The organism is Polyangiaceae bacterium (genome assembly GCA_016715885.1).
GTDB lineage: Bacteria > Myxococcota_A > Polyangia > Polyangiales > Polyangiaceae > Polyangium.
In genome coordinates, this window is sequence record JADJXL010000020.1 from 1,264,125 (window position 1) to 1,283,520 (window position 19,396).

Below are 19,396 nucleotides of genomic sequence, written 5' to 3' on the forward strand. Positions count from 1 at the left end.
TAGTGTCTGCATTACGGATGCGCACCCAAGGAAACGCCATCGCCGCCAGGCGCATTCGATTGTGGCGTCGATTCGGGGACCCTGCCCCCCACGCTCACGAGCATTTCGGCGACGCTCGCATACGCGCGCTCACGCAAGTCTTCGACGCGATCGGATTCGCTACCTTCGGTCTTCGGCATGATGGGACGACCCACGCGCACCTTGACATGACGCATCGATCCCACCGATCCGTTGTCCATGAGCTGCCAGGATCCATCGAGCGCCACGGGGACGACTGGCTTGTTCGCTCGCACTGCCGCAACGAATCCGCCAGGTTTGAAGGCTTTGAGCACTCCATCGGCGCTGCGCGTTCCTTCCGGAAAAACCAAGAGTGGTTTGCCCGCATGGAGCACATCCACGAACCGCTCGATGATTTTCATGGCCGCTTTCGGCCCCTTGCCTCGATCCACCGGCACGTGTCCCGCGAGCCGCAAGTGCCAACCCAAAAAGGGAATGCGCATCAATTCACGTTTCGCCGCCCATTTGAAATCACCAGGTAAAACCGCTCCAAGAACCAAGATGTCGAGCATGCTCTGATGATTCGAACAATACACGAATGAGGAATCGGCCGGGACGTTTTCGGTTCCCGCAACATCGATGGTGATATCGAGCGCTCGGGCGCTCTGCTTGCACCAACGACGCATCGCCCAGGTGCTCGCCGAATGATCCGGCGTAAAAGGCCCTGCCACAATCGAAAGTGTTCCGTATCCTGCAGTCCGAGCGATGAATGGCCCCCACTGGCGCACAGCGCGAATGGCATCTTGGAAGTTCATGACTATGGCGTTCTACCACCACTTCGTCAGAAATTCCACTCCTCTAGCGCGCTGGGACACCGTCGCTCAGGGGATCCATGATGAGCCCGTAGCCAACCATCTCGGGCTTGCCCGCTCGCTCGAACTTCACGGTAAAAATGCCGGGCTCGTTTTCGCTTTGCAGCACCGCGCGCCGCATCGTCCCCGCCCACTCGGCTAGCACCGTAGCCCCTGGTTTGCCCTTCCACTTGATGGGGATTGGCACCAGATCCTTTTCGCTCACGACCATCGCCGCGCCTCCAAAACCAAGGCAGAACCACCGAGGCTCCGGGCCCTCGATGCGCGACACGAGCAGCACGTGACGCAGCTCGTCCTCCTGCTTGTATGCGGCGTAGTTGCCCGCCACGAGACCATCGACTTGCACGATCCAGCGCACGCCTTTGAGCTGAGCCTCGGGCGCGCGCCCATCGACGTCCGTGTACCTGACGGCGATCCGATCCTTCACGTAGCGCTTGACGAGCGCGTGTTTCATCACGCCGTTCCACTCGGTGAGCACCACGTCATTGGCCCTTGGTTTCACCCCGTCGGGCACAGGGATGACGTACGCTCCACCCACCTTGTACGAAGCTCCGCCCGCTTGCCCTTCGATGACCAAATCGTCGCCCTCGAGTCCCGCGACGGTGGCTGCGTAGAGCACGAGCGTCGATCCGAGTCGCGCGTGCGAGAGCATGGATTCGGAAAACGTGAACACGCGGCGCCCTGGATCGAGCTTGACGGCGCGTGAGGGCAGCCCGAGCGGGTTTGGCAGGAGCGACCCGGTTGCGGGTGCAGGCGGCGGGCTTGGCGCGATGAACGACGCGAGAGGTGCCGACGATGATGGTCCGTTCGATGCTGCGCCTTGCGTCGCCACGGATGCGTTCTGGCTGTCGCACGCACACAGGAGCGCCGGAAGAACGCAGGCGAGGGGCACGATCGAGCGGAGCATGGACGGCACATCTTTGCCGCGCGCGGGGCAAATGGGCGAGAAAAAAGCGCACGAAAAGTGACGATCGAACGCTGGACAAACGTCACGTAATGGTTGGACGTCAAACGTTTGGCGATGCGGAGCTGCGAAAATCTGCGTGGTGCAGGTGATGGATGGCGGTGCCAAACATACTTTTTCGCCGCCGCACGCAACTCGGGCCTTCGTCGTGACGATGATCGTACATGGCACACTCGAGGCGTTCGCCCAGATCAGCACGGCCCCATCGCGCGACGCGCAAGCGCCGTCGTAACCTCTGGCACCTACCTTTCGCCAGCTTTCTGCAGGAGATCGCGCCGAGCAATTTCGATGTTCAGGCCGAGGTGTGGCTCGCCATGGAGTCGCCGCGAGCCGATTTCCTCATCCAGCGCCAAGAAGGGAAATCGCGACGTGGAGCCACAGCGCTGAGACGCTTGTGGGGACGACTTGGCAAGGTGACGGTGCTGGAATACAAGAGTCCTGTCAAATCATCATTTCGGTGTGGAGATCTGGTGCGGCTCGTCGGTTACGGTGCGCTTTACCATGCGCGCCATGCCAAACTCGTGTGCCATTGCGACGAGCTCACGCTGGTGCTGGTCGTTGCGTCAGTAACGCCGACGTTGGTGCGGGAAATCGAACAGATGGGCTGGACGCTCGAAACGATGGAAATTGGCTATGCACGCATCCACGGCACGATGTATCCTTGCTTCGTTGTCATCATCGACGATGTGTGTCAGGTAGAACGAAGCGAGCTCTTGCGTGTCTTCAGTCATCATCCGGTGACCGACGCGAGAGCCGATGCGTGGATTTCGTACTGGATGAAGGAGCCGAAAATGAAAGGACCTCCGGGATTCTCTCGAGCCGAAGCTGATGAGTTCATGCGGCAGGTCATGGGACGCTTGCCCGTCAAGACGCGCCTTGCAGGGATCGCGCCGGAAGAGCTCGTCGTGAACTTGCCGCTCGATGCCCTGCGAGCTCTGTCGAACGAGTACATCCAATCGCTCGCGCCAGACGTTCGGCGTAAAGTGCAGCAGCGTTTGCGCACAGGTAGTGCAAAGGCGAAAGCAGCCAAGACCCAAGGCCCCTCGTCAACGAAAAAGACCGCCACGCCAGCTTCGCGACGCCCACGAAAAGCGGCCTGATCATACGCCGACCCGAAAGCCCACAACGAGGTCATTCCCATGAATGACGACGACGTGCTCTTCGAAACGCTCGACGAGCTCGAGATCCCGCGCAAAGGACTGCGCGCTTGGTTTGCCCACAACCGCGCATTTTGCCAGCAACATGGCGGCACGCGCGTGTATGGCGAGCTCATGGACCTCATGGATCGGTGCGACGCTGCTCTTTCCCGCAAAGAACGCGCGGAAAAATCGTCAGGAGGCGGGTCGTGAGGTACAACGGGCTCTTCATCGTGCTCGACCTCGCCATCCGAAAGCTCGATGAACCGCTCGTCAATCGTTATCGCGATCCGCTGGTGCTCGGGTCACTTCGCGAGGATGTCTGGTACATCCCAGGATTCAATACCATTTTCGAGCATTGGTCATTCAGCCACTTTTACAAGCCTCCCCTTCCGGGTGGATTCATTCCGATCATCTGGCCGGGGCCACGGCGTCAGGGCGAAAAGTTTTATCGAAGGGCGCTCGGTCTGCATCGCGCGGGCAAAGTCGCGGGGAGCTTCGTGCAGCTCGGCCGAGTGGCCCATTTGATGACGGACATGTGCTGCCCCGTGCACGTGCATCGGACGACGCACCTCACCGATCCATTCGAATGGTATGTCGAAGGAAACAAGAAGAAGTTATTGGCAAGTGAAGTGCCGGACGTGCCCGATGGAACGAGCGTGAGCCATTTGATTCAGGATCTTGCGGCGTACACGAGCAAGTTCCGGGACGACAAGACGAACAATTGGCCCGGGTATGTCATGCGCAAATTGGATTTGTGGCAGCCGATGAAGGCAAGAGAAGCGGGTGAGCAAGCGCGGGAATTGATTCCGATGGCCGCGGCCTACACCGTGGCGCTCTTGCGGATGTATTTGCGGGATGCGGGGCAGCCGGGAGCTCACGACCCACGGTAAGCTCTTTGCAAGCCTGCCCGATACGCTCTCCGACGAGCCATCCTCGATAAAGCTCAATCTCGTCGCTTGAAGTTTCAAGAAATCTGGTAACATCCCCCTGCCATGACAACCAAGCGCTCGCGGACACCCGCAAAAACCACGGCGAAAGAGAGTGCCAAAAAGCCCGCCAAACGCGCTGCTTCCTCGCCCGCCAAACCCGCCGCTGCCTCGGCTCGCAAAGCCTCGGCCACGGCCAAAGCTTCCGCCGCCAAACCCAAGAAGAGCACCAAGGCACCCGCGAAGACAACCCGCGCAAAAGACAAGCGCGATGACGTGAACGTCGAAACGCTTCACCTTCCGCGACGCTGGCCCCTCGTCGACGACATCGAGATCACCGAGTCGATCCTCCACAATGCGCCATGGGACACCCCAAACGTTCCCGCAGAATTCACCGATCCATCATGGCTGGTACGCATGGGCGCCGCGGCTTTTCGTAACGGCGACGATGCAAAGGCCAATGCGTGGTGGACGCGGATTGATCCATCGGCAAACCTCGCAGAAACCGTGAAAGGCTGGCGCGCATTGGCGCTCGTGCGAGGCATCGATGCAATCGAAGAAAGTAAGCGCCGCGAAATACTGGAAGAAGCCCTCGAGCTTGCACCGGCATCGAGTCACCTTGCGGGCGAAATCCTGTGCGCGCTGGGCCGAATCGACGAAGGGCTCGCCCAAATCGAACAAGCTCGCAAAGGCGCGGAAATGGTCGAATGGCGCGCGTTGCGAAAGGCCCTATGGCTCGTGCGCGCAGGCAAGGCGCGCGAGGCCGGCGAGATGCTCGACAAACGTCTCGGCAAGATTGCTCGGTGCGAAGAAGAATTGCGCATCGAAGCCATGCATGCGTGGATCACGGCGGGGCAACCGAAAAAGGTGCGCCCGCACCTCGAAGCGCTGCGCAACTCACTTCCAGGGTTGGCGCGGGTCATCGAAGGTCGCCCGGCCCTCGATTCGTTGCCCAATGGTCTCGATACGCTCGCGAAGGATCCGCGCCTCGCCGAGCTTGGCGTATGGTTTTTGGATACCGCGGCTCGCGAAAAAGCGCACGAATCACTGGAAAAGGGCCCGTCCGCGCCGCTCGGCGTGCTTCCCGGGCCAGCCATGTGGGATGCCCTTTTCGACGGCAAAGCGTACATCGTCGTCGCCGAAGCCCTCACGCGTTGCGCTCGCACGGCCTACTTGGGAGCTTCACGAGCTCGATTGCTGGTGCATCCAGACAAACCCGGACGCATTGCATTGTGCTTGAACGCGAAGATCCCTGCGTTTTTGTGGCCGGAAGCAAATGCAGACGTCGAAGGCATCACGTCGCTGCTCGTACCCTACCGACGAACGCTGGCGGTGGACGAGCCACGGCTGTACGATTTGCCGCGGTCGATTCGCCTCTACATCGGGTTTGGCGCGGCAGTACCAAGCCCCTATTCGGGCGAGCTCGAGGAGCTGGAATTCCACACGTGGAGCCGCGTCGCGACGACGTCCCCGTTCCTCGAAAATTACGGTTGGGGCAGCGAATTCAGCGAAGATCCACATCGTGGATTCGTCGATCGCGGCGGACTCGACGGGATGCTCGCATTGCGTCAAACAGGGGGAATGGATCCGCAGCGGGTGCCGTCGGAATCGTATCGGACGATGCATAGCCGCTCCATCGTGAGGCTCGAATTACATCGGTCGGGCTACGTCATCGAAGCCAAGTACCGGCCAAGTCCGCATGTGGATGCCGTTCGCGCCATCAACGCTCGATTCGATACATCGTTCCCCGAAGACATGCCGCTCGATTGCGTGGGCGTGCTGATGCATTTCGAGGGGGCGCTTTCGGCGGACAAGCTCATGGCGGAGATCGGGCCCGAGCTTCCGCAAGAAGAATGGTGGAAGCTGCATGCCTTGGGCGCATTGCTGCATGAAACGATGGCGCTCGACGAATGGCTCGCGGGGCTGCCGGAGGTCTTCGCCCACGAGGCGCACGCTATTGCTTGGCGATATGGGCGGCTTGGGTTCCTTTTGCGTCGAGCGATCACGACGCCGGAATTGCGTGAACCGATTCAAACGGGTCCGCATGCTTCTGGGCTCAGCCCTGAGCAAGACGACGAAGACGACGACGACGATTACGACGACGAAGGTGACGAGGAGGAATCGTGATGGATCGTTTCATTGCCCTGGCGCGCCCGTCGTGCATGGACAACTTGACGAAACACGCCAAGGAGCGAGGTTGGTTGCCCTTGAGCTCTCCGCCATGGCGGTTTCATGGTGGAATGACGCGCGGTTTCATCACGCCCAGCGGAGTGCACGTGAACGCCGTGGATCAGACGCTTTTTGGAGCGTTCGTCATTTCGGTCATGCCTGACAAAGACGGTGTCGCCGCGGATCTCTCACAATTGCTCGAGCTCGTCCCATTAGAGACGCTCGTGCAAAAGTGGGACACGGCAACGACGCCGGCGGAGAAGGTTCAAGCATTGCTGTGGCTTTCGAGCGCCCAAGCGCTCGCGGGAAGCGATATGATTCCCGCATTCGAGGCGGCGGTGCGCAAAGCATTGGACGATGCGGATTCGGTCGTGCGCCTGGCGGGTATTCGCGCGCTGGCGATTGCACCATCCAAACTTGGCAAAGAGCTTCTCGAAGGGCGCCAGGATCCGGACAATCCGGGGCTCGAGGATTGGTACGATTTATTTGCGCAGAATGCTTAGAAGGCGTCACCCCCCTCTTCCACTCGCAGCGCAAACGACGCGCTCGTCGCAAAGCAGCGCGCCTCGTACATCGTCTCGATGCGCGCAGGCATTGCCGTGAAACGTCCCGGCAACACCGCCTCGATATCGTAACTCACCTCGTGGCGATCCGTGCCGAGCGAGTCAAAAAAGATCGCCGTACGATCCGCTCGCAGCTCCACGTGCGCGCATTGCCCTTTGCAAACGTCGCGCCCGCTCTTTTTCGCAACCGGCTCGCATCCCGCAAGCTTCATGTCCTCCAGCAGCAAATACGCCCGCGCCTTCGCCGCCTTCACCTTCAGCATCACGCGCAAACGCTGCCCAATCTTGATGCTGTCGCCATTTCGCAGTTGCCGCTTCGGCTCCTTCTTTTCATCCAGCAGCCAATACGTTCGCTCGATCTCCATCCCCTCCCCGCTCGCCGCAATCTCCGATTCTTGCGTGTAATACTCGAGCACCGCGCTGAAATGACGATGCGCAATCGGCGCTCCAGCAGGTTTCTCGTCGAGCACGAACGAAAGCTCGTTTTCGCCCGTCCGCAGGTCTTCGTCGCGGAACTCCATCGATACCGGCTTTTCCCCCAGCCGCTCGAGCTTCGCCTTTTGCTTCGACTCCGCATTGATCCGCACATCCACCGTGCGCTCGTGCCCCATGCTTCGCATACGCTCTTCGTACGAAAGCAGCGCCAATACCGCGAGCGCCGTGTCACGCGTGTTGTGCCATCGCCTTCCTTTTCGGTGTTGCAGCAAAAATGCCACCAGCACCTCGAGCGTCTCGTCCTCCGTTTTGCCTTCGCGTAAAAGCGCAAGCACGTAAAACGCAATGGCCTCCGTGCTCCCTGGATGATACCATTGCAATTCGCTCTCATCGTCGCGTGCAACCTTCTTCAAGAATCGCTTGGCCGGTCCCACGAGCGCTTTTCGCACTTCATCCGCATGCTCCTGTGCCCGGCTGTCACCCTCCGCGGCAAGCACCCAACAAAACTTGGCTCTCTCCGTCAGCGAAAGGTTCTCCCAACGCGACGACAGCACGTCAATCACGCGTTCACCCACGCGGTCGCCCGTCCATGCAATCGCAAAAGCCGCGAAAACATCCGCATCATCCGAATGATTTCGCCGAAGCTGCTCTTTCGTGAGATAAGCGCGGGCCTTCTGCAAACTGTCGCTGTCCGGCTGCGACGCCATCGAAAAACTGAATACGACATACGCCGTCATCCATAAATCCGAATGGCCTCCAGCCCACCACCCAAAACCTCCATCCGCATTCTGCATGCCGACAATGCGGCGGAGCGTCTCCTGTACCACGTCGTCCGAAAGTTTTCCTTGGAAACTGCGATACGCGCCAGTTCCCGCTTCGTCATGCGCCGATATTCGCTCCCACAATAGATGCGGCAGCAGCCGTGAACACGTCTGTTCGACACAGCCATACGGGTATTCTCGCAAATAGTCGAGCGCCCCGAGCACCGCGTCCATCGGACCACGATCCAGTTGCACCGAAAGCTTGGTAAACTCCTTCTTGCGCTCCTCGGGCAATTCGAACGAAGCGCTCACGGGCTCCTCTGCGAGCACCCCCGAAAGCGTTTTCCGCAAAAGCACTCCATACGGACGATATGCAACCTTCCGCTCCTCCGCATCCGAGACGCCGTCTGCATTCGTCGCAATCACCTCCGCACGCACCACGACGTCGCGCTCTTCGCACGTTGGAACGGCTAGCTCCACGTCGATACGAGCCTGCCCGTTCGGATCCATCGATCGCGAGCTTCGTGCATTCGCCGGAAGCGTTATGCTACCAGCCTGCAGGGACGCCTCGACCGAAAGCATTTTCTCGCTGCGGCTATCGATCATCGCTCGCAATGCAATGACATCGCGCTCTTGAAAGAACCGCGGCGCTTGCAATCGTACCATCAGCGGCTTCTGCGTACGCACGCGAGCAAACGCTTCGAGCAAATGATCGTGCGCGAGCGATACCAAAAGGGCCGAAGCCTTCCACGTCGTCAGCGTATCGGGAAGCTTGATTGGCAATGTCAAAGAAGCATTTCGCCCGAATTTCGCATGAGGAATCCACGCAGCTTCCGACGAAAAGTCACTTCGCAATTGCACGGGCGCGCTTTGCGGCATTGCAGCGCCCGCGTCTTCCTCCAATCCGCCAGGCGCTTCTTGCCGTTTTCGCATGACCGCCTCTGCAACCAGCCCCGCACCTGCCCCCACGAGCGCCACGGGCGCGGCTGCAATGGCGGCCGCCGCTCGCATGGGACTCGCAGATTTCCGCGCCGGCGCCATTGGCATAGCATACGCCATCGATGCAGCCGGCATATCCTCCACACCGGCCATCATTGGCGCAGGAGGAGGCAGCCCACCGGCCAATACCGCATGCTGCAATCGATCAACCCGCGGGACGTGCGAATACACGGTGCGACCCTGTTGCGCATGCGCGCTCGCCGCACTCCACGCTGGAAACGATTGCGGCCGCGGCGGCGAATCCTCAAAAAATGCAAGCGGACTCTTGGGCAGAGCGACCAGCGAAAAGAGCGCTTCGTCAATCACCGTCACCGTCAGCTCGGTCGGCTTTTGCTGAGCTTCACTGAGTTTTGCTTCAATCGACGTCTCCGCGCCCGGACGCGCAATGGCCGACGGAAACGCAAGCTCGAGCGCGACCGGCGCTTCATTGGGAATCGAAAGCGGATCAATCCGGGCCACCGCATGCTCTTGATGCAACCCTTCGTCACGCGCATCGAAATGCCATAACGCAAAATGCACCTTTTCCTCCGTCCCCGGTATGAACGGAAGGTCCACCCACGTCGTCGGACCCTTTCGATCGAGCACTCTGCTGAAAAGGCGAGGCCCTCGATTGTACACGAGCAGCTCTTTGGAAAGGTACGTTTTGGGCCCCGTGAGCGCCACGCGAATGGTCCCCTGGCTGTCGCTCGGATCATTCGACACGATGAGCTCGCGCGATTTTTGCTGCAATGCAGGACCGAGCAGCGTGAACGCGTATTTCGTGCGCGCACGCTGTCCTTCGACATGCGCCGAAATCTGCCAACGCCCCGCGGGCAAATCGAGCGGCATATCAAATATCTCGTCCGAACGACGAAGCTCGTGCACACTCGTTTTTTGGGTAGATCCTTTGCGGCACGTCAGCGTCACCTTGCGTGGAGCGTCATCCGTCGAATCCGCCGGCTCCCATTCGAGCCATAGCGGCAGCGCTTCTCCTGGCACTCGAAGCGTTTTTGCAGGCTTTGCAGAAACGATCACGGCAGCGCGACCCACGGAAACATGCAGGTTCGCTTGGCAGCTCTTGCCCGATGCATCGCGCACCGTCGCGCAGAAGTCGAAATCGCATCCATCAAAACGCTGAAGGACGTCCCACGGACCGTTCCACGAAATATCGATGCTCGCCTTTCCCTGCGCATCCGTCTTGAATCGCTTTCGTGCGAGCGATTTTGGCGCATAAAAATGCTTCGTCAAAGGAGCATTGTCGAACGCCGTGTGCGTCCAATTCGATCGCTTCACATCGAGCGTGCCTTCGGCATTGGCAACGGGACCACCGAAAAAATAACTGGCCTCGAATTCCAGCGTGTACTTCTTGCCCCACACCAGCTTGTCTTTGGCTCGAAGCTCCGCACGAAACTCCGGTGCGACGAATTCTTCGACGTGAAACGACCCTTCGATCTTCGGTTGCGGCGATACGTGCACCGTCTTGAAGATGTATCGCCCGAGCGCTGCGTCGGAAGGCAATACAAAATCGAACGAGGCACTTCCGAATTCGGAGAGCGTACATGATATCGTATTGACCTTCGTCCCACGCGGCGCGAATACTTCCAGTTGATACGTCTGTTTTGCTGCAATCTTCTTGCTCGTGCCTTCGTGCCCCTTTTGCCGCGCAAACAGTTTACCCTGCACGCGTTCTCCGGGCCGATACAACGGCCGCGCGAGCATCACGTAAAAGCGGCGCTGCACCTCGGGCGCTTTGCTCGTCGCGACGTCACTTCCATTCGTCACGAAGAGCTGTTCTTTTCGCCCTTGGCCATTGATGCGTTCGACGAGCACTCCGAATTGCCACGCAGGTTTCCCCTTCCACGTAAAAAGCCCGTCTTCGTCGGTCGTGCTTTCGAGCGTCTCGATTTTGGTGCCGCCCGCATCTCGATGCATCAGCGTCAATGGCACGTTCGCCACGGGAGCTTTGGTCTTCTTGTCGACGACCCACGTGCTCACGCTGTTTTCCGTGAGCGTCAGGACGGCATCGAGCGAGCTTTTTTGCACCCGACAATGCACTTTCGTAACGGGCATGGATTCGTCGCCCATGCATTGCGACCACGCTCGAGAAGCCGGTAATTGCGCCGAAACCTCGATTCTCACTGGCCCTTCGAGGTGCGGGAGCTTGAAAAAGTGCACTGGCTCTTGCAGGAGCGGCACTTTCCACGTATCGAGCGTTTTTTCCAGCAGAACTTCGCCGAGCGCGGCTTGTCCGAGCGGCGCTTTGGGATCATCGAGCCAGGTGCTCTCCGATGCTTTGACATCGAGCGCATGTATTTTCACCTGGAGCTTGGCGGATCGAGGCGCAATCAGTCCCCAATACGAGCGGTATTCGTGGATATCGCCGAGCTCGGGCGAAAAGAACTTCTGCACGCTCCCGCGAACGACGTCGTGCATGTGTTTCTTGGGGAGCGCGAGATATCGCTTCGCATACGCGAGCGCCTTGTTGCGAGAACCCTGGTAGGTGTAATGATTGAACAGATCGTAAAGGGCCGAATTGCCAACGTTATCGTCATGCGAGGCCAATTCTTCGAGCACGTGCAGCGCCGCTCGTAGACTGCGGGCATTGAGGTTGTGCTGTGCCCATTGCAGTTTCAGCTCGGGATGCCGTTTGGCGTCGTAAAGCTCGAGCCACAATGGCAAACAACTGCGGGGAAGTCCGCCGAGCTGTCGTTCGGCTTCCTTGCGCGCATGTTCGTGAGCACGCTGGCGTATGGCTTCGCTGCCTTCGATTGCGAGGCGTTGCCATCCTCGCCATTCTTCCCACTGGATCCAATGCGATTCGGTGAAAGCTTGCGCATCGCGCAGGCGGCTCGATGCATGCAGCTTGGCAATCGAGAGGCCCGAGCGATAAAACAGTTTCCACAGGGCCTTTCGCCGCGCTCGTTCCTCTTCGAGCGTCTCTTTGAGCTCGGGTACGTCGAGCGCCGGATCGTCTTCTTGGGCGTCGTCTTTGGCGAGCTTTCGCATGCTCGCGCGAAAGCGGAGCAGTTGCCCGAGTTGGTGCGCGTAGATCATGCCAATGATGCTCGCGACGAGCGCCACGAGCGCGATGGCGATGTAAACGATGACTTTCAGAACGATGAGCACGGGTCCGAGGTCCACGTGTATCGGATCGGAGGGGAAGTCTCAACGAAACAATGAGGGAATGGGCTTTTCTGCGACTCGAACCCGGACCGAGGCGCACGAGGTGGGCTTCTGTTGCGACTCGAACGCCGACGAAGGGCCTCGACGTGGGCCTTTGCTGGGGGTCGAGCCTCGACCGAACCGCGCATCGTGGGCATCTTTTGGGGGTCGAACCGCGACGAAGGGCCTCGACGAGGGGGTCTGCTGAGGGTCGAGTCGCGACGGAAGGCCTGCGAGTGGACTTTTGATGGGGGTCGGACCTGGGTCGAGGGGCTCGACGAGGGGGTCTGCTGAGGGTCGAGTCGCGACGGAAGGCCTGCGAGTGGACTTTTGGTGGGGGTCGGACCTGGGTTGAGGGGCTGCGGGTGGGCCTTGGGTGGGGGTCGGACCTGGGTCGAGGGGCTCGACGTGGATCCTTGCCGTGATTGACAGCCTCCATCTCGCGCACCTCGAGGGCATGTGGAAGGGCTGGCACCAGGCTTGCTTTTTGCGTGCCTTTCAGTAGAGTCCTCGAACTTCCCCATGGCTCTCCAGATCGAACTGCAAGCGCTAGCCACTCGCGAAAGCGAACAGGTTGAATGGAAAGAAAACGTCGCCGACATTGAGGATGTCGTGAAGACGGTTGTCGCCTTCGCAAATGATTATTCGAACCTTGGCGGCGGATATGTCGTATGCGGAGCGATGGAAGCTCGTGACGAGCACGGGTTTCAGCGCATGATACGCAATGGTTTGTCTGCAGCACGATTAAAGGAGGTCGAAGGGAAAGTTTTGGCACTGTGCCGCGACATGGTTGATCCACCGGTGGTCCCGATCGTTGAAGAGGTTCCCGCCGATGAGCCTGCGCGCCGAATTTTGGTGTTCATCGTTCCTGCAAGTCCAGGCGCGCATCAATTGCGCACGGCGCATGGAAGCAAGTATTGGGTGCGAATGAGCCGTAATACGGTAGAAGCGCGAAATGGCATTCTACGGGAACTCTTTGTCCGCAAACGCGTACTCGAGCCATGGGATCGGCGAATGAATGCGGCAGCCACCACGGAGGACATCGATTTATTGGCATTGCGTGAACATCTGCAGCGAATGAAAATGTGGAACGAGGAACGTTCAGTAGACGACTATCTTTCTCCTGAATTTCAGTTGTCGCCATTCGTCCCCCCGCTATGCGGCCGTGAACCACTCACAGGCATGCTCCGCCCGCGAAACTTTGCGCTGCTTCTGTTCGGCAGAGAGCCGACGAAGTTTTTCCCTGGCGCGCACTCGGTGTTTTCTATTTATCCTGGAGTCGATCGCACCGAGCAATATTCTGAAAAAGTGATGATTTCCGGTGGTGTCGTCGAACAAGCCCGTAAACTCATCGACCTTTTGAATACCGAGGCATACGTGGCTATCGACAAGGCCGATCGAACAGCCCCAAACTTGCTAAAATACCCCCAACGTGCACTCCAGGAGGCGGTGGTCAATGCCATCGTGCACCGTGATTATGAGGTGGACCATCCGACACGTGTTACAGCATTCTCGGATCGCATCGAGATAAACTCGCCGGGAACGTTACCCTCCGCAGTGGACCGTGGCAAATTCGTCCGCGGTGAAGCGTCTGCTGTCTGGCGCAACCAAGCACTGGCCTACTTCTTCAATCGATTGCAGTTGGCTCAGGCCGAAGGTCAAGGGATTCCTACGATTTTGCGCACCATGCGGGACGAAGGGTGTCCCGACCCGATCTTCGAAGTCGGGCAAGAAAACATTCTCTGCATTTTGCCGGCGCACCCGCGGCATGCGAAAATGAGAGAGCTCAAAGCAATCGAGAGTGGCTTGCTACTTGGGCATTTCGACGAAGCCTCTCGTCGTGCCGCCGCGCTCCTCGAAAAAGACCCGCTCAATACACGCGCAATCGAGCTCATGTGCGAAGCGAGCAATTTATTGGGAAGGCCTGAACGTGTCTTCGACATCATTCACGCCGCAGGCGTTCAACCCGAAAAGCTGAACATCAGCGCGCTATTGGTGCTCGGAGAAACGCTTGCCTCCATTCGTGCGCCCACCGAGGCCCAGCGGGCACTTGCATCGCAGCTTTTGAACGCCGCATCGACCAGCAAGTTACAGGAAGCCGAAATTCGCAAATTGGTCATCACGCTGCGCAAAGTAAAAGAATTCGAACGCGCGCTACAGGTGCTGGACAATCATTTCACGTCCAACCCGGCGCTCGCCATGGCCCCATCGCTCCTCGAATTACGTGGAAAAGTATTGATCGATCTTGCGAAGGTGTGCACCGATACGGCACGGAATGATCGGGCAAGCGCCAGAATCAAGCGCCAAGCGTGGGATGCTTGCCGGGACTACCTAGACCGAGCAGATCGAGAACTTCACCGTGCACTCGAGCATGGGCCTTCCCCAGTTGAACGTGAATATATCGAACGGGATCTCGAGTTTTTGCAGAATCTGCGTCGAACCGCGCAGCGACCGGCTCATTATAGACCCGGCGGCCGCCGTCATTGATCATCGATCCACCTCAATGAAAATCCCGCGACTTCGTCCCTACCCCGCGCTTGCCGGGAGCATCCAGCCGCTCGAGCTTCTCCGCCAATACGTGAATCACCGGCCCCTGCCGCTCGAGTCGCCCCTCGACGGCCATGATCTTCGAATACCGCGCCACGGCGTAGTTCTCGTCGAAAAGCGTCTTGCGCACGATCACGTTCACCACACCCGTCTCGTCTTCCAATGTAAAAAACGTGACGCCACTGGCCGTCGCCGGCCGCTGACGACCAATCACCATGCCCGCCACTCGCACGCGCGTGCCATGCTCCACCGTTTTCGTCGCTTCGGCCGTGAGCGTTCCCTGCAAATCGAGGCGCGCACGGTAATGCCGTATCGGATGATCCTGCAGCGATAAGCCCAGACGCCCATAATCGAGCACCAATTGCTCGGCCGGACGCAATTTCGGCAAACCCACGTCACGCTCGGGCTCGATGGGAAGCGCATCGAAGAGCCCATCCACGCGGGGCGCACGCGCTCGCCACAATGCTTCGCGCCTGTTCGACACGAGCGCCTCGAGCGCTCCCGCTTCCGCCAATGCTTCCACTTCGTTTTTATGCAGGCCCGCTCGCCGCACGAGGTCCGCGACGCCCGTAAAGGGCGCCTCGTCCCGCGCCTGCATGATGGCATGCGCCGGTCCTGCGCCAAAGCCTTTGATGAGTCGCATGCCCAATCGAATGGCGCCGTCCGCTTCGAGCGCATGATCCCACGTGCTCACGGTGACGCATACCGGACGAGCTTCCACGCCGTGGCGCTGCGCGTCCTGCACGAGCGACGACGGACTGTAAAACCCCATGGGCTGCGAATTCAAGAGAGCACAACAAAACGCGGCCGGATGATGCACTTTGAGATACGCGGATGCATACACGAGCAAGGCAAAACTGGCAGCATGTGATTCGGGGAAACCATATTCACCAAACCCTTGAATCTGCGCAAAGAGCTGCTCGGAAAACCGCGCCGATATGCCGCGCTGAGAAAACCCGCGCAAAAGCCTTTCACGATGCCTTTCGAGACGCCCGTGCTTCTTCCACGCCGCCATGTCTCGACGCAGTTGGTCCGCTTCGCCCGGCGTGTATCCTGCGCCAACCATCGCGATTTGCATGACCTGCTCTTGAAAAAGCGGGACGCCCAGGGTGCGAGCGAGGATCGCATCCAAACAAGGATGCGGCGAAATGGGCGCTTCCTGCCCCGTGCGACGACGCAAATACGGATGCACCATGCCGCCTTGAATGGGTCCAGGACGCACGATGGCCACTTCAATGACGAGATCGTAAAACTTTTTGGGCTTCATGCGCGGGAGCATCGACATCTGCGCGCGACTTTCAATTTGGAACACACCGACGGTGTCCGCTCGACCAATCGCTTCGTAGACGGCGGGATCTTCGGCAGGAATGCGCGCCAAGGCATCGATGGGGTCGAAGGGCACGTCCGGATTCGTCCGCTCGTGGACCATGGCGAGCGTTTTTCGCACCGCCGTGAGCATTCCCAATGCCAAAATGTCGACCTTGAAAAAACCAAGATCATCAATGTCGTCTTTGTCCCACGGAATGACCGAACGCCCGACCATTCGCGCGGGTTCGATGGGCGCGACGTGATGCAATGGTTCGGCCGACAAGACAAAACCGCCCACGTGAATGGACAAATGCCGCGGCATGCCTTCGAGCGCCCGCGCAAGCATGACGACGTTGCGCAATCGAGCATCCCCGGGATCGAATCCAAGCTCCACCAATTTCTTTTCGCTTGCATCCGCTTCGTGATACAAAGACAAACCACTCAATTTATCGAGCTGATCCGTCGTCAAGCCAAATACTTTGCCCACTTCCCGTAAAGCGCTTTTGCCGCGATAACAAATGACCTCGGAGACCATGGCCGCTCGGTCACGACCGTACATTTCATAAATCTCTTGAATGACTTCTTCGCGTCGCTCGTGCTCGAAATCGACGTCGATGTCCGGAGGCTCGCGACGCTCGGGTGACAGAAACCGCTCGAAAAGCAGACTGGATCGGGCTGGATCGACCGCGGTGATGCCCAAAACGAAGCATACCGCGCTGTTCGCTGCGCTTCCGCGGCCTTGACACAAGATGCGCCTTCTTCGAGCAATCGAGACGATTTGGTGGACGCTCAGAAAGTAGGGCGCCACGTCGAGCAATTTGATGAGGTCGAGCTCTTTTTCGATTTGCGCCATGACGGCGCTGGGACAACCTTCGGGATAACGATCCTTGGCGCCTATCAAAACGAGCCTTCGCAAGGCATCGTCCGGTGTTTCGTCCGGCAAACAAAGTCCCTCGCTGGGAAAGTGATATCGAATTTGGGACAGTGAAAAATTGCACTCTTCGGCAATTTCGACGGATCGCGCGATCCAATCGGGATAATCGCGAAAGAGGTGTTTCATCGATGCGCCCGTGCGCAAGACGGCTTCGGCATTGGGCGATAATAGCGGGCCTGCTTGATCGAGCGTGGTTTTGTGACGAATGCACGCAAGAATGTCAGCCAATGGTTTGCGCCCCGCGACGTGATACAAGGGGCGAGCGGTGGCGACGACGTCCATTCCATAACGCGCCGATGCCAAATTCACGGCGTCCTGACGAGCCGCGTCGGTGCGATCGAGGTGCCGCCAAGCCGCCAAAAACGCACGTTCGGCAAATGCTTCGCGAAGCGGGCCAAAGATTTCATCGGCGACATGAAGCCGCGACGCCAATGGAACGATGGCAAAAAGCCCGTTGGATGCGGACGCTATCTCGGCAACGTCGATACCTGCACTTCCCTTTTCGTGATCGGTGTGCGCCTTCGTGAGCAATCGACAAAGATTCGAATAGCCATCGTGATCTTGACAAAGCAGCACGACACTTCCATTGGATCGCAAATCGGCGCGTTTGTCCGGCCCTGCTTCGAGCGACAACTCCGCACCAATGATCAAGGGCTGACCCGTCTTCTTGGCTTCCGTGTGCGCCCGAGCAACTCCATACAATCCATCCCGATCCGCAATGGCAATCGCCGACAATCCAAGCTCGTGCGCGCGCTTGACGAGCTCTTCGGGATGAGACGCGCCTTCGAGGAATGAAAACGACGAACGCGCACAAAGCTCGGCAAACGCAGGCGGAGGTTCAGGTGCTCCATCGGTTCCACCCGGTATGACGGCAAATTGACGAGGCCGGCGGCTCATTCACAATACCCTTGCAAATACCCTTCACCCGTGGCGCGATCGACATACACCCACGCAAGCGTTCGCGCAGGTTGCGTGCCGCCTTTTCCGGAATTCGCCGAGCTGGTCCCAGGACCCGCTACGAACCACGCGATGCCATAATCGCGCGACGCGGGATCCTTCGTCCACCACTCGACCCCATCGAGACGCATGGCAAATCGGACGTGTTCGACGACATACATCCGCCCCTCGACGGCCACGACGGCGCCTTTTGTAATGCGGCCGAGCGGCAAGGGCGTCGCAAACAGACGCGTCGGCTCGGGGACAGCGGTTTCGTCGAAGTCGTTTGGCGGAGGTTGCTGCGCCTTTTTCGGGTCGTGATCGACCAAAGGAACGAACTTGGAGCGCGCTTCGGGACGATGGGCTTGGGCGACTTCGAGGACACCGACGCGATCTTGACCAATGTCGGCGGAGAGCTCGGCCAAGAGCGTGGGAAGTGCGTCAGGACGAACGGCCTTGTCGCGCGAGAGATCGATCTGGATGCGATGGGCCTCGACGATTTGCGACACTTCCAAGCGCAGGCCGATCGCAGGGGCCACGAGCGCTGTTTTTTCGAGCTTGGTCCGTAGCGCTCGATGCAGGTCGCTCGCATTCGAAAGCGGCGCGGGCATGTCGATGTCGAGCGTGAGCATGGGGTCGTCTTGATCGATGCCAGTTGGCGCGCGAAGACGCACGATGGACTTGTCGAGCGGAATGTGAAGCGTGAGGGCTTGGCAAGCTTCGCCGCGAGCTTCCAAACGCGACGCGAGGCGCGATGTCATGGATCGCAGGACGAAGAGCAGAGGTTCGACGCTGGTGATGCTATCGTCGAAATTGGTTTGCTCGACGAGGACGCGCGGCGGTTCATACGGAACGAGCGGCAAAGGGTCGTAACCGGCGGCGAGATCCAGCACTTCGGGCGCTCGGAAGCCGAGACGCGGGGCAAGCTCGGCACGCGGGAGTTTGCCCAAGGCACCGACGTTGAAGATGCCGAGACGAAGGAAAAACCCGGTCGTGTCGGGATCGAGCGGGAGGACCGAGATGGGCAAGGTGCTGAGCACGTTGGGTGCATCTTTGGCGATGACCGTGGGATGCGGGCGACGTTGCACGGTGAGTGACGTAGCGGTGGTGAGCGAAGGGTTGAGGGCAAACCGTGCGAGGGCTTGGGCGATGCGAGGGCCACTGGCGATCGCAGCTTGCGCTCGATGTCCGAGGGCCGCGACGCGTTCACACAGTTCGTCGAGGAGTTCTTGTTCGCCGCCGAAGAGATGCGCAGCACCCGTGATGTCGAGCCAAACGGTGTCGTGCACGGTTTGCCGTTTGACGCGTTCGGATTCTCCGGGTTGTTCAGGGTGCAAACGAATCGCGGCGGTGGTGCCGAGACTGAGACAAACCTCGGCGACTCGACCGAGCGCGGCGAACATTTCGTCGATGGAAACGGTGTGGATCTGAAGGCCCGCGAGGGTTGCTTGAGCTTCGACGACGCCTTGGCCCGGACGAACTCCATAATGCCATGCGGTTTCATCGACGAGATCGATGATGGCGGTGGCGTGATCGCGGGTTTGTCCTTCTTCAATGTGCGAGTCAGACAAACCGTACGAAAACAGCACGGCAAGCGGGCCGTCCACACGCACGCGTTCGCGCACGAGCTCGACGCCGAGCTGCGGGAGCACGACTGCTGCGATTCTTCGACTGACCACGGGTTTCATCATACTTTTGATTCGGG

The 19,396-nt window shown here is 59.3% G+C and carries 11 protein-coding genes; 6 read left to right on the forward strand and 5 right to left on the reverse strand.

Annotation, left to right across the window (positions count from 1 at the left end; translation table 11 throughout):
- Positions 1 to 11: 11 nt before the first annotated feature.
- Together IPM54_30515 and IPM54_30520 are read right to left on the reverse strand one after the other, a co-directional pair.
- Positions 12 to 812, reverse strand: a complete 801-nt coding sequence (locus tag IPM54_30515) for a 1-acyl-sn-glycerol-3-phosphate acyltransferase (protein MBK9264122.1) — start codon at positions 810 to 812, stop codon at positions 12 to 14.
- A gap of 43 nt (positions 813 to 855) precedes the next feature.
- Positions 856 to 1,776, reverse strand: a complete 921-nt coding sequence (locus IPM54_30520) for a hypothetical protein (protein ID MBK9264123.1) — start codon at positions 1,774 to 1,776, stop codon at positions 856 to 858.
- A 371-nt stretch (positions 1,777 to 2,147) separates the two neighbouring features.
- On the opposite strand from IPM54_30520, the gene IPM54_30525 reads away from it, so the two are divergent.
- The 5 genes from IPM54_30525 (at position 2,148) to IPM54_30545 (ending at position 6,570) form a co-directional block, all read left to right on the forward strand.
- Complete coding sequence (locus IPM54_30525) at positions 2,148 to 2,933, forward strand: hypothetical protein (GenBank protein ID MBK9264124.1); 786 nt, start codon at positions 2,148 to 2,150, stop codon at positions 2,931 to 2,933.
- A 39-nt stretch (positions 2,934 to 2,972) separates the two neighbouring features.
- Positions 2,973 to 3,182: a hypothetical protein gene (locus IPM54_30530; GenBank protein MBK9264125.1), complete on the forward strand. Its 210-nt coding sequence runs from the start codon at positions 2,973 to 2,975 to the stop codon at positions 3,180 to 3,182.
- Positions 3,179 to 3,862, forward strand: coding sequence for a hypothetical protein (locus IPM54_30535; GenBank protein ID MBK9264126.1), 684 nt, complete (start codon positions 3,179 to 3,181; stop codon positions 3,860 to 3,862). The genes IPM54_30530 and IPM54_30535 overlap by 4 nt, the downstream gene beginning before the upstream one ends.
- Before the next feature lie 102 nt (positions 3,863 to 3,964).
- Positions 3,965 to 6,025 carry a hypothetical protein gene (locus tag IPM54_30540; GenBank protein MBK9264127.1) on the forward strand — a complete coding sequence of 687 codons (2,061 nt, stop codon included), beginning with the start codon at positions 3,965 to 3,967 and terminating at the stop codon, positions 6,023 to 6,025.
- On the forward strand, positions 6,025 to 6,570 hold the full coding sequence (locus tag IPM54_30545; GenBank protein ID MBK9264128.1) for a hypothetical protein: 546 nt from the start codon (positions 6,025 to 6,027) through the stop codon (positions 6,568 to 6,570). Before IPM54_30540 ends, IPM54_30545 begins: the two co-directional genes overlap by 1 nt.
- Here IPM54_30545 and IPM54_30550 read toward each other — a convergent pair.
- Complete coding sequence (locus IPM54_30550; GenBank protein MBK9264129.1) at positions 6,567 to 11,930, reverse strand: hypothetical protein; 5,364 nt, start codon at positions 11,928 to 11,930, stop codon at positions 6,567 to 6,569. The genes IPM54_30545 and IPM54_30550 overlap by 4 nt on opposite strands.
- A 558-nt stretch (positions 11,931 to 12,488) precedes the next feature.
- Here IPM54_30550 and IPM54_30555 point away from each other — a divergent pair.
- Entirely contained in the window at positions 12,489 to 14,453 is a 1,965-nt protein-coding gene (locus IPM54_30555; protein MBK9264130.1) for a putative DNA binding domain-containing protein, read from the forward strand.
- Positions 14,454 to 14,466: 13 nt separating this feature from the next.
- Here the strand turns inward: IPM54_30555 and IPM54_30560 are convergent, their stop codons facing one another.
- The gene (locus IPM54_30560; GenBank protein MBK9264131.1) at positions 14,467 to 17,652 is read right to left on the reverse strand and encodes an error-prone DNA polymerase; all 3,186 of its coding nucleotides are present in this window, start codon (positions 17,650 to 17,652) and stop codon (positions 14,467 to 14,469) included.
- Positions 17,649 to 19,370, reverse strand: a complete 1,722-nt coding sequence (locus IPM54_30565; protein ID MBK9264132.1) for a DNA polymerase Y family protein — start codon at positions 19,368 to 19,370, stop codon at positions 17,649 to 17,651. Before IPM54_30565 ends, IPM54_30560 begins: the two co-directional genes overlap by 4 nt.
- Positions 19,371 to 19,396: the final 26 nt, after the last annotated feature.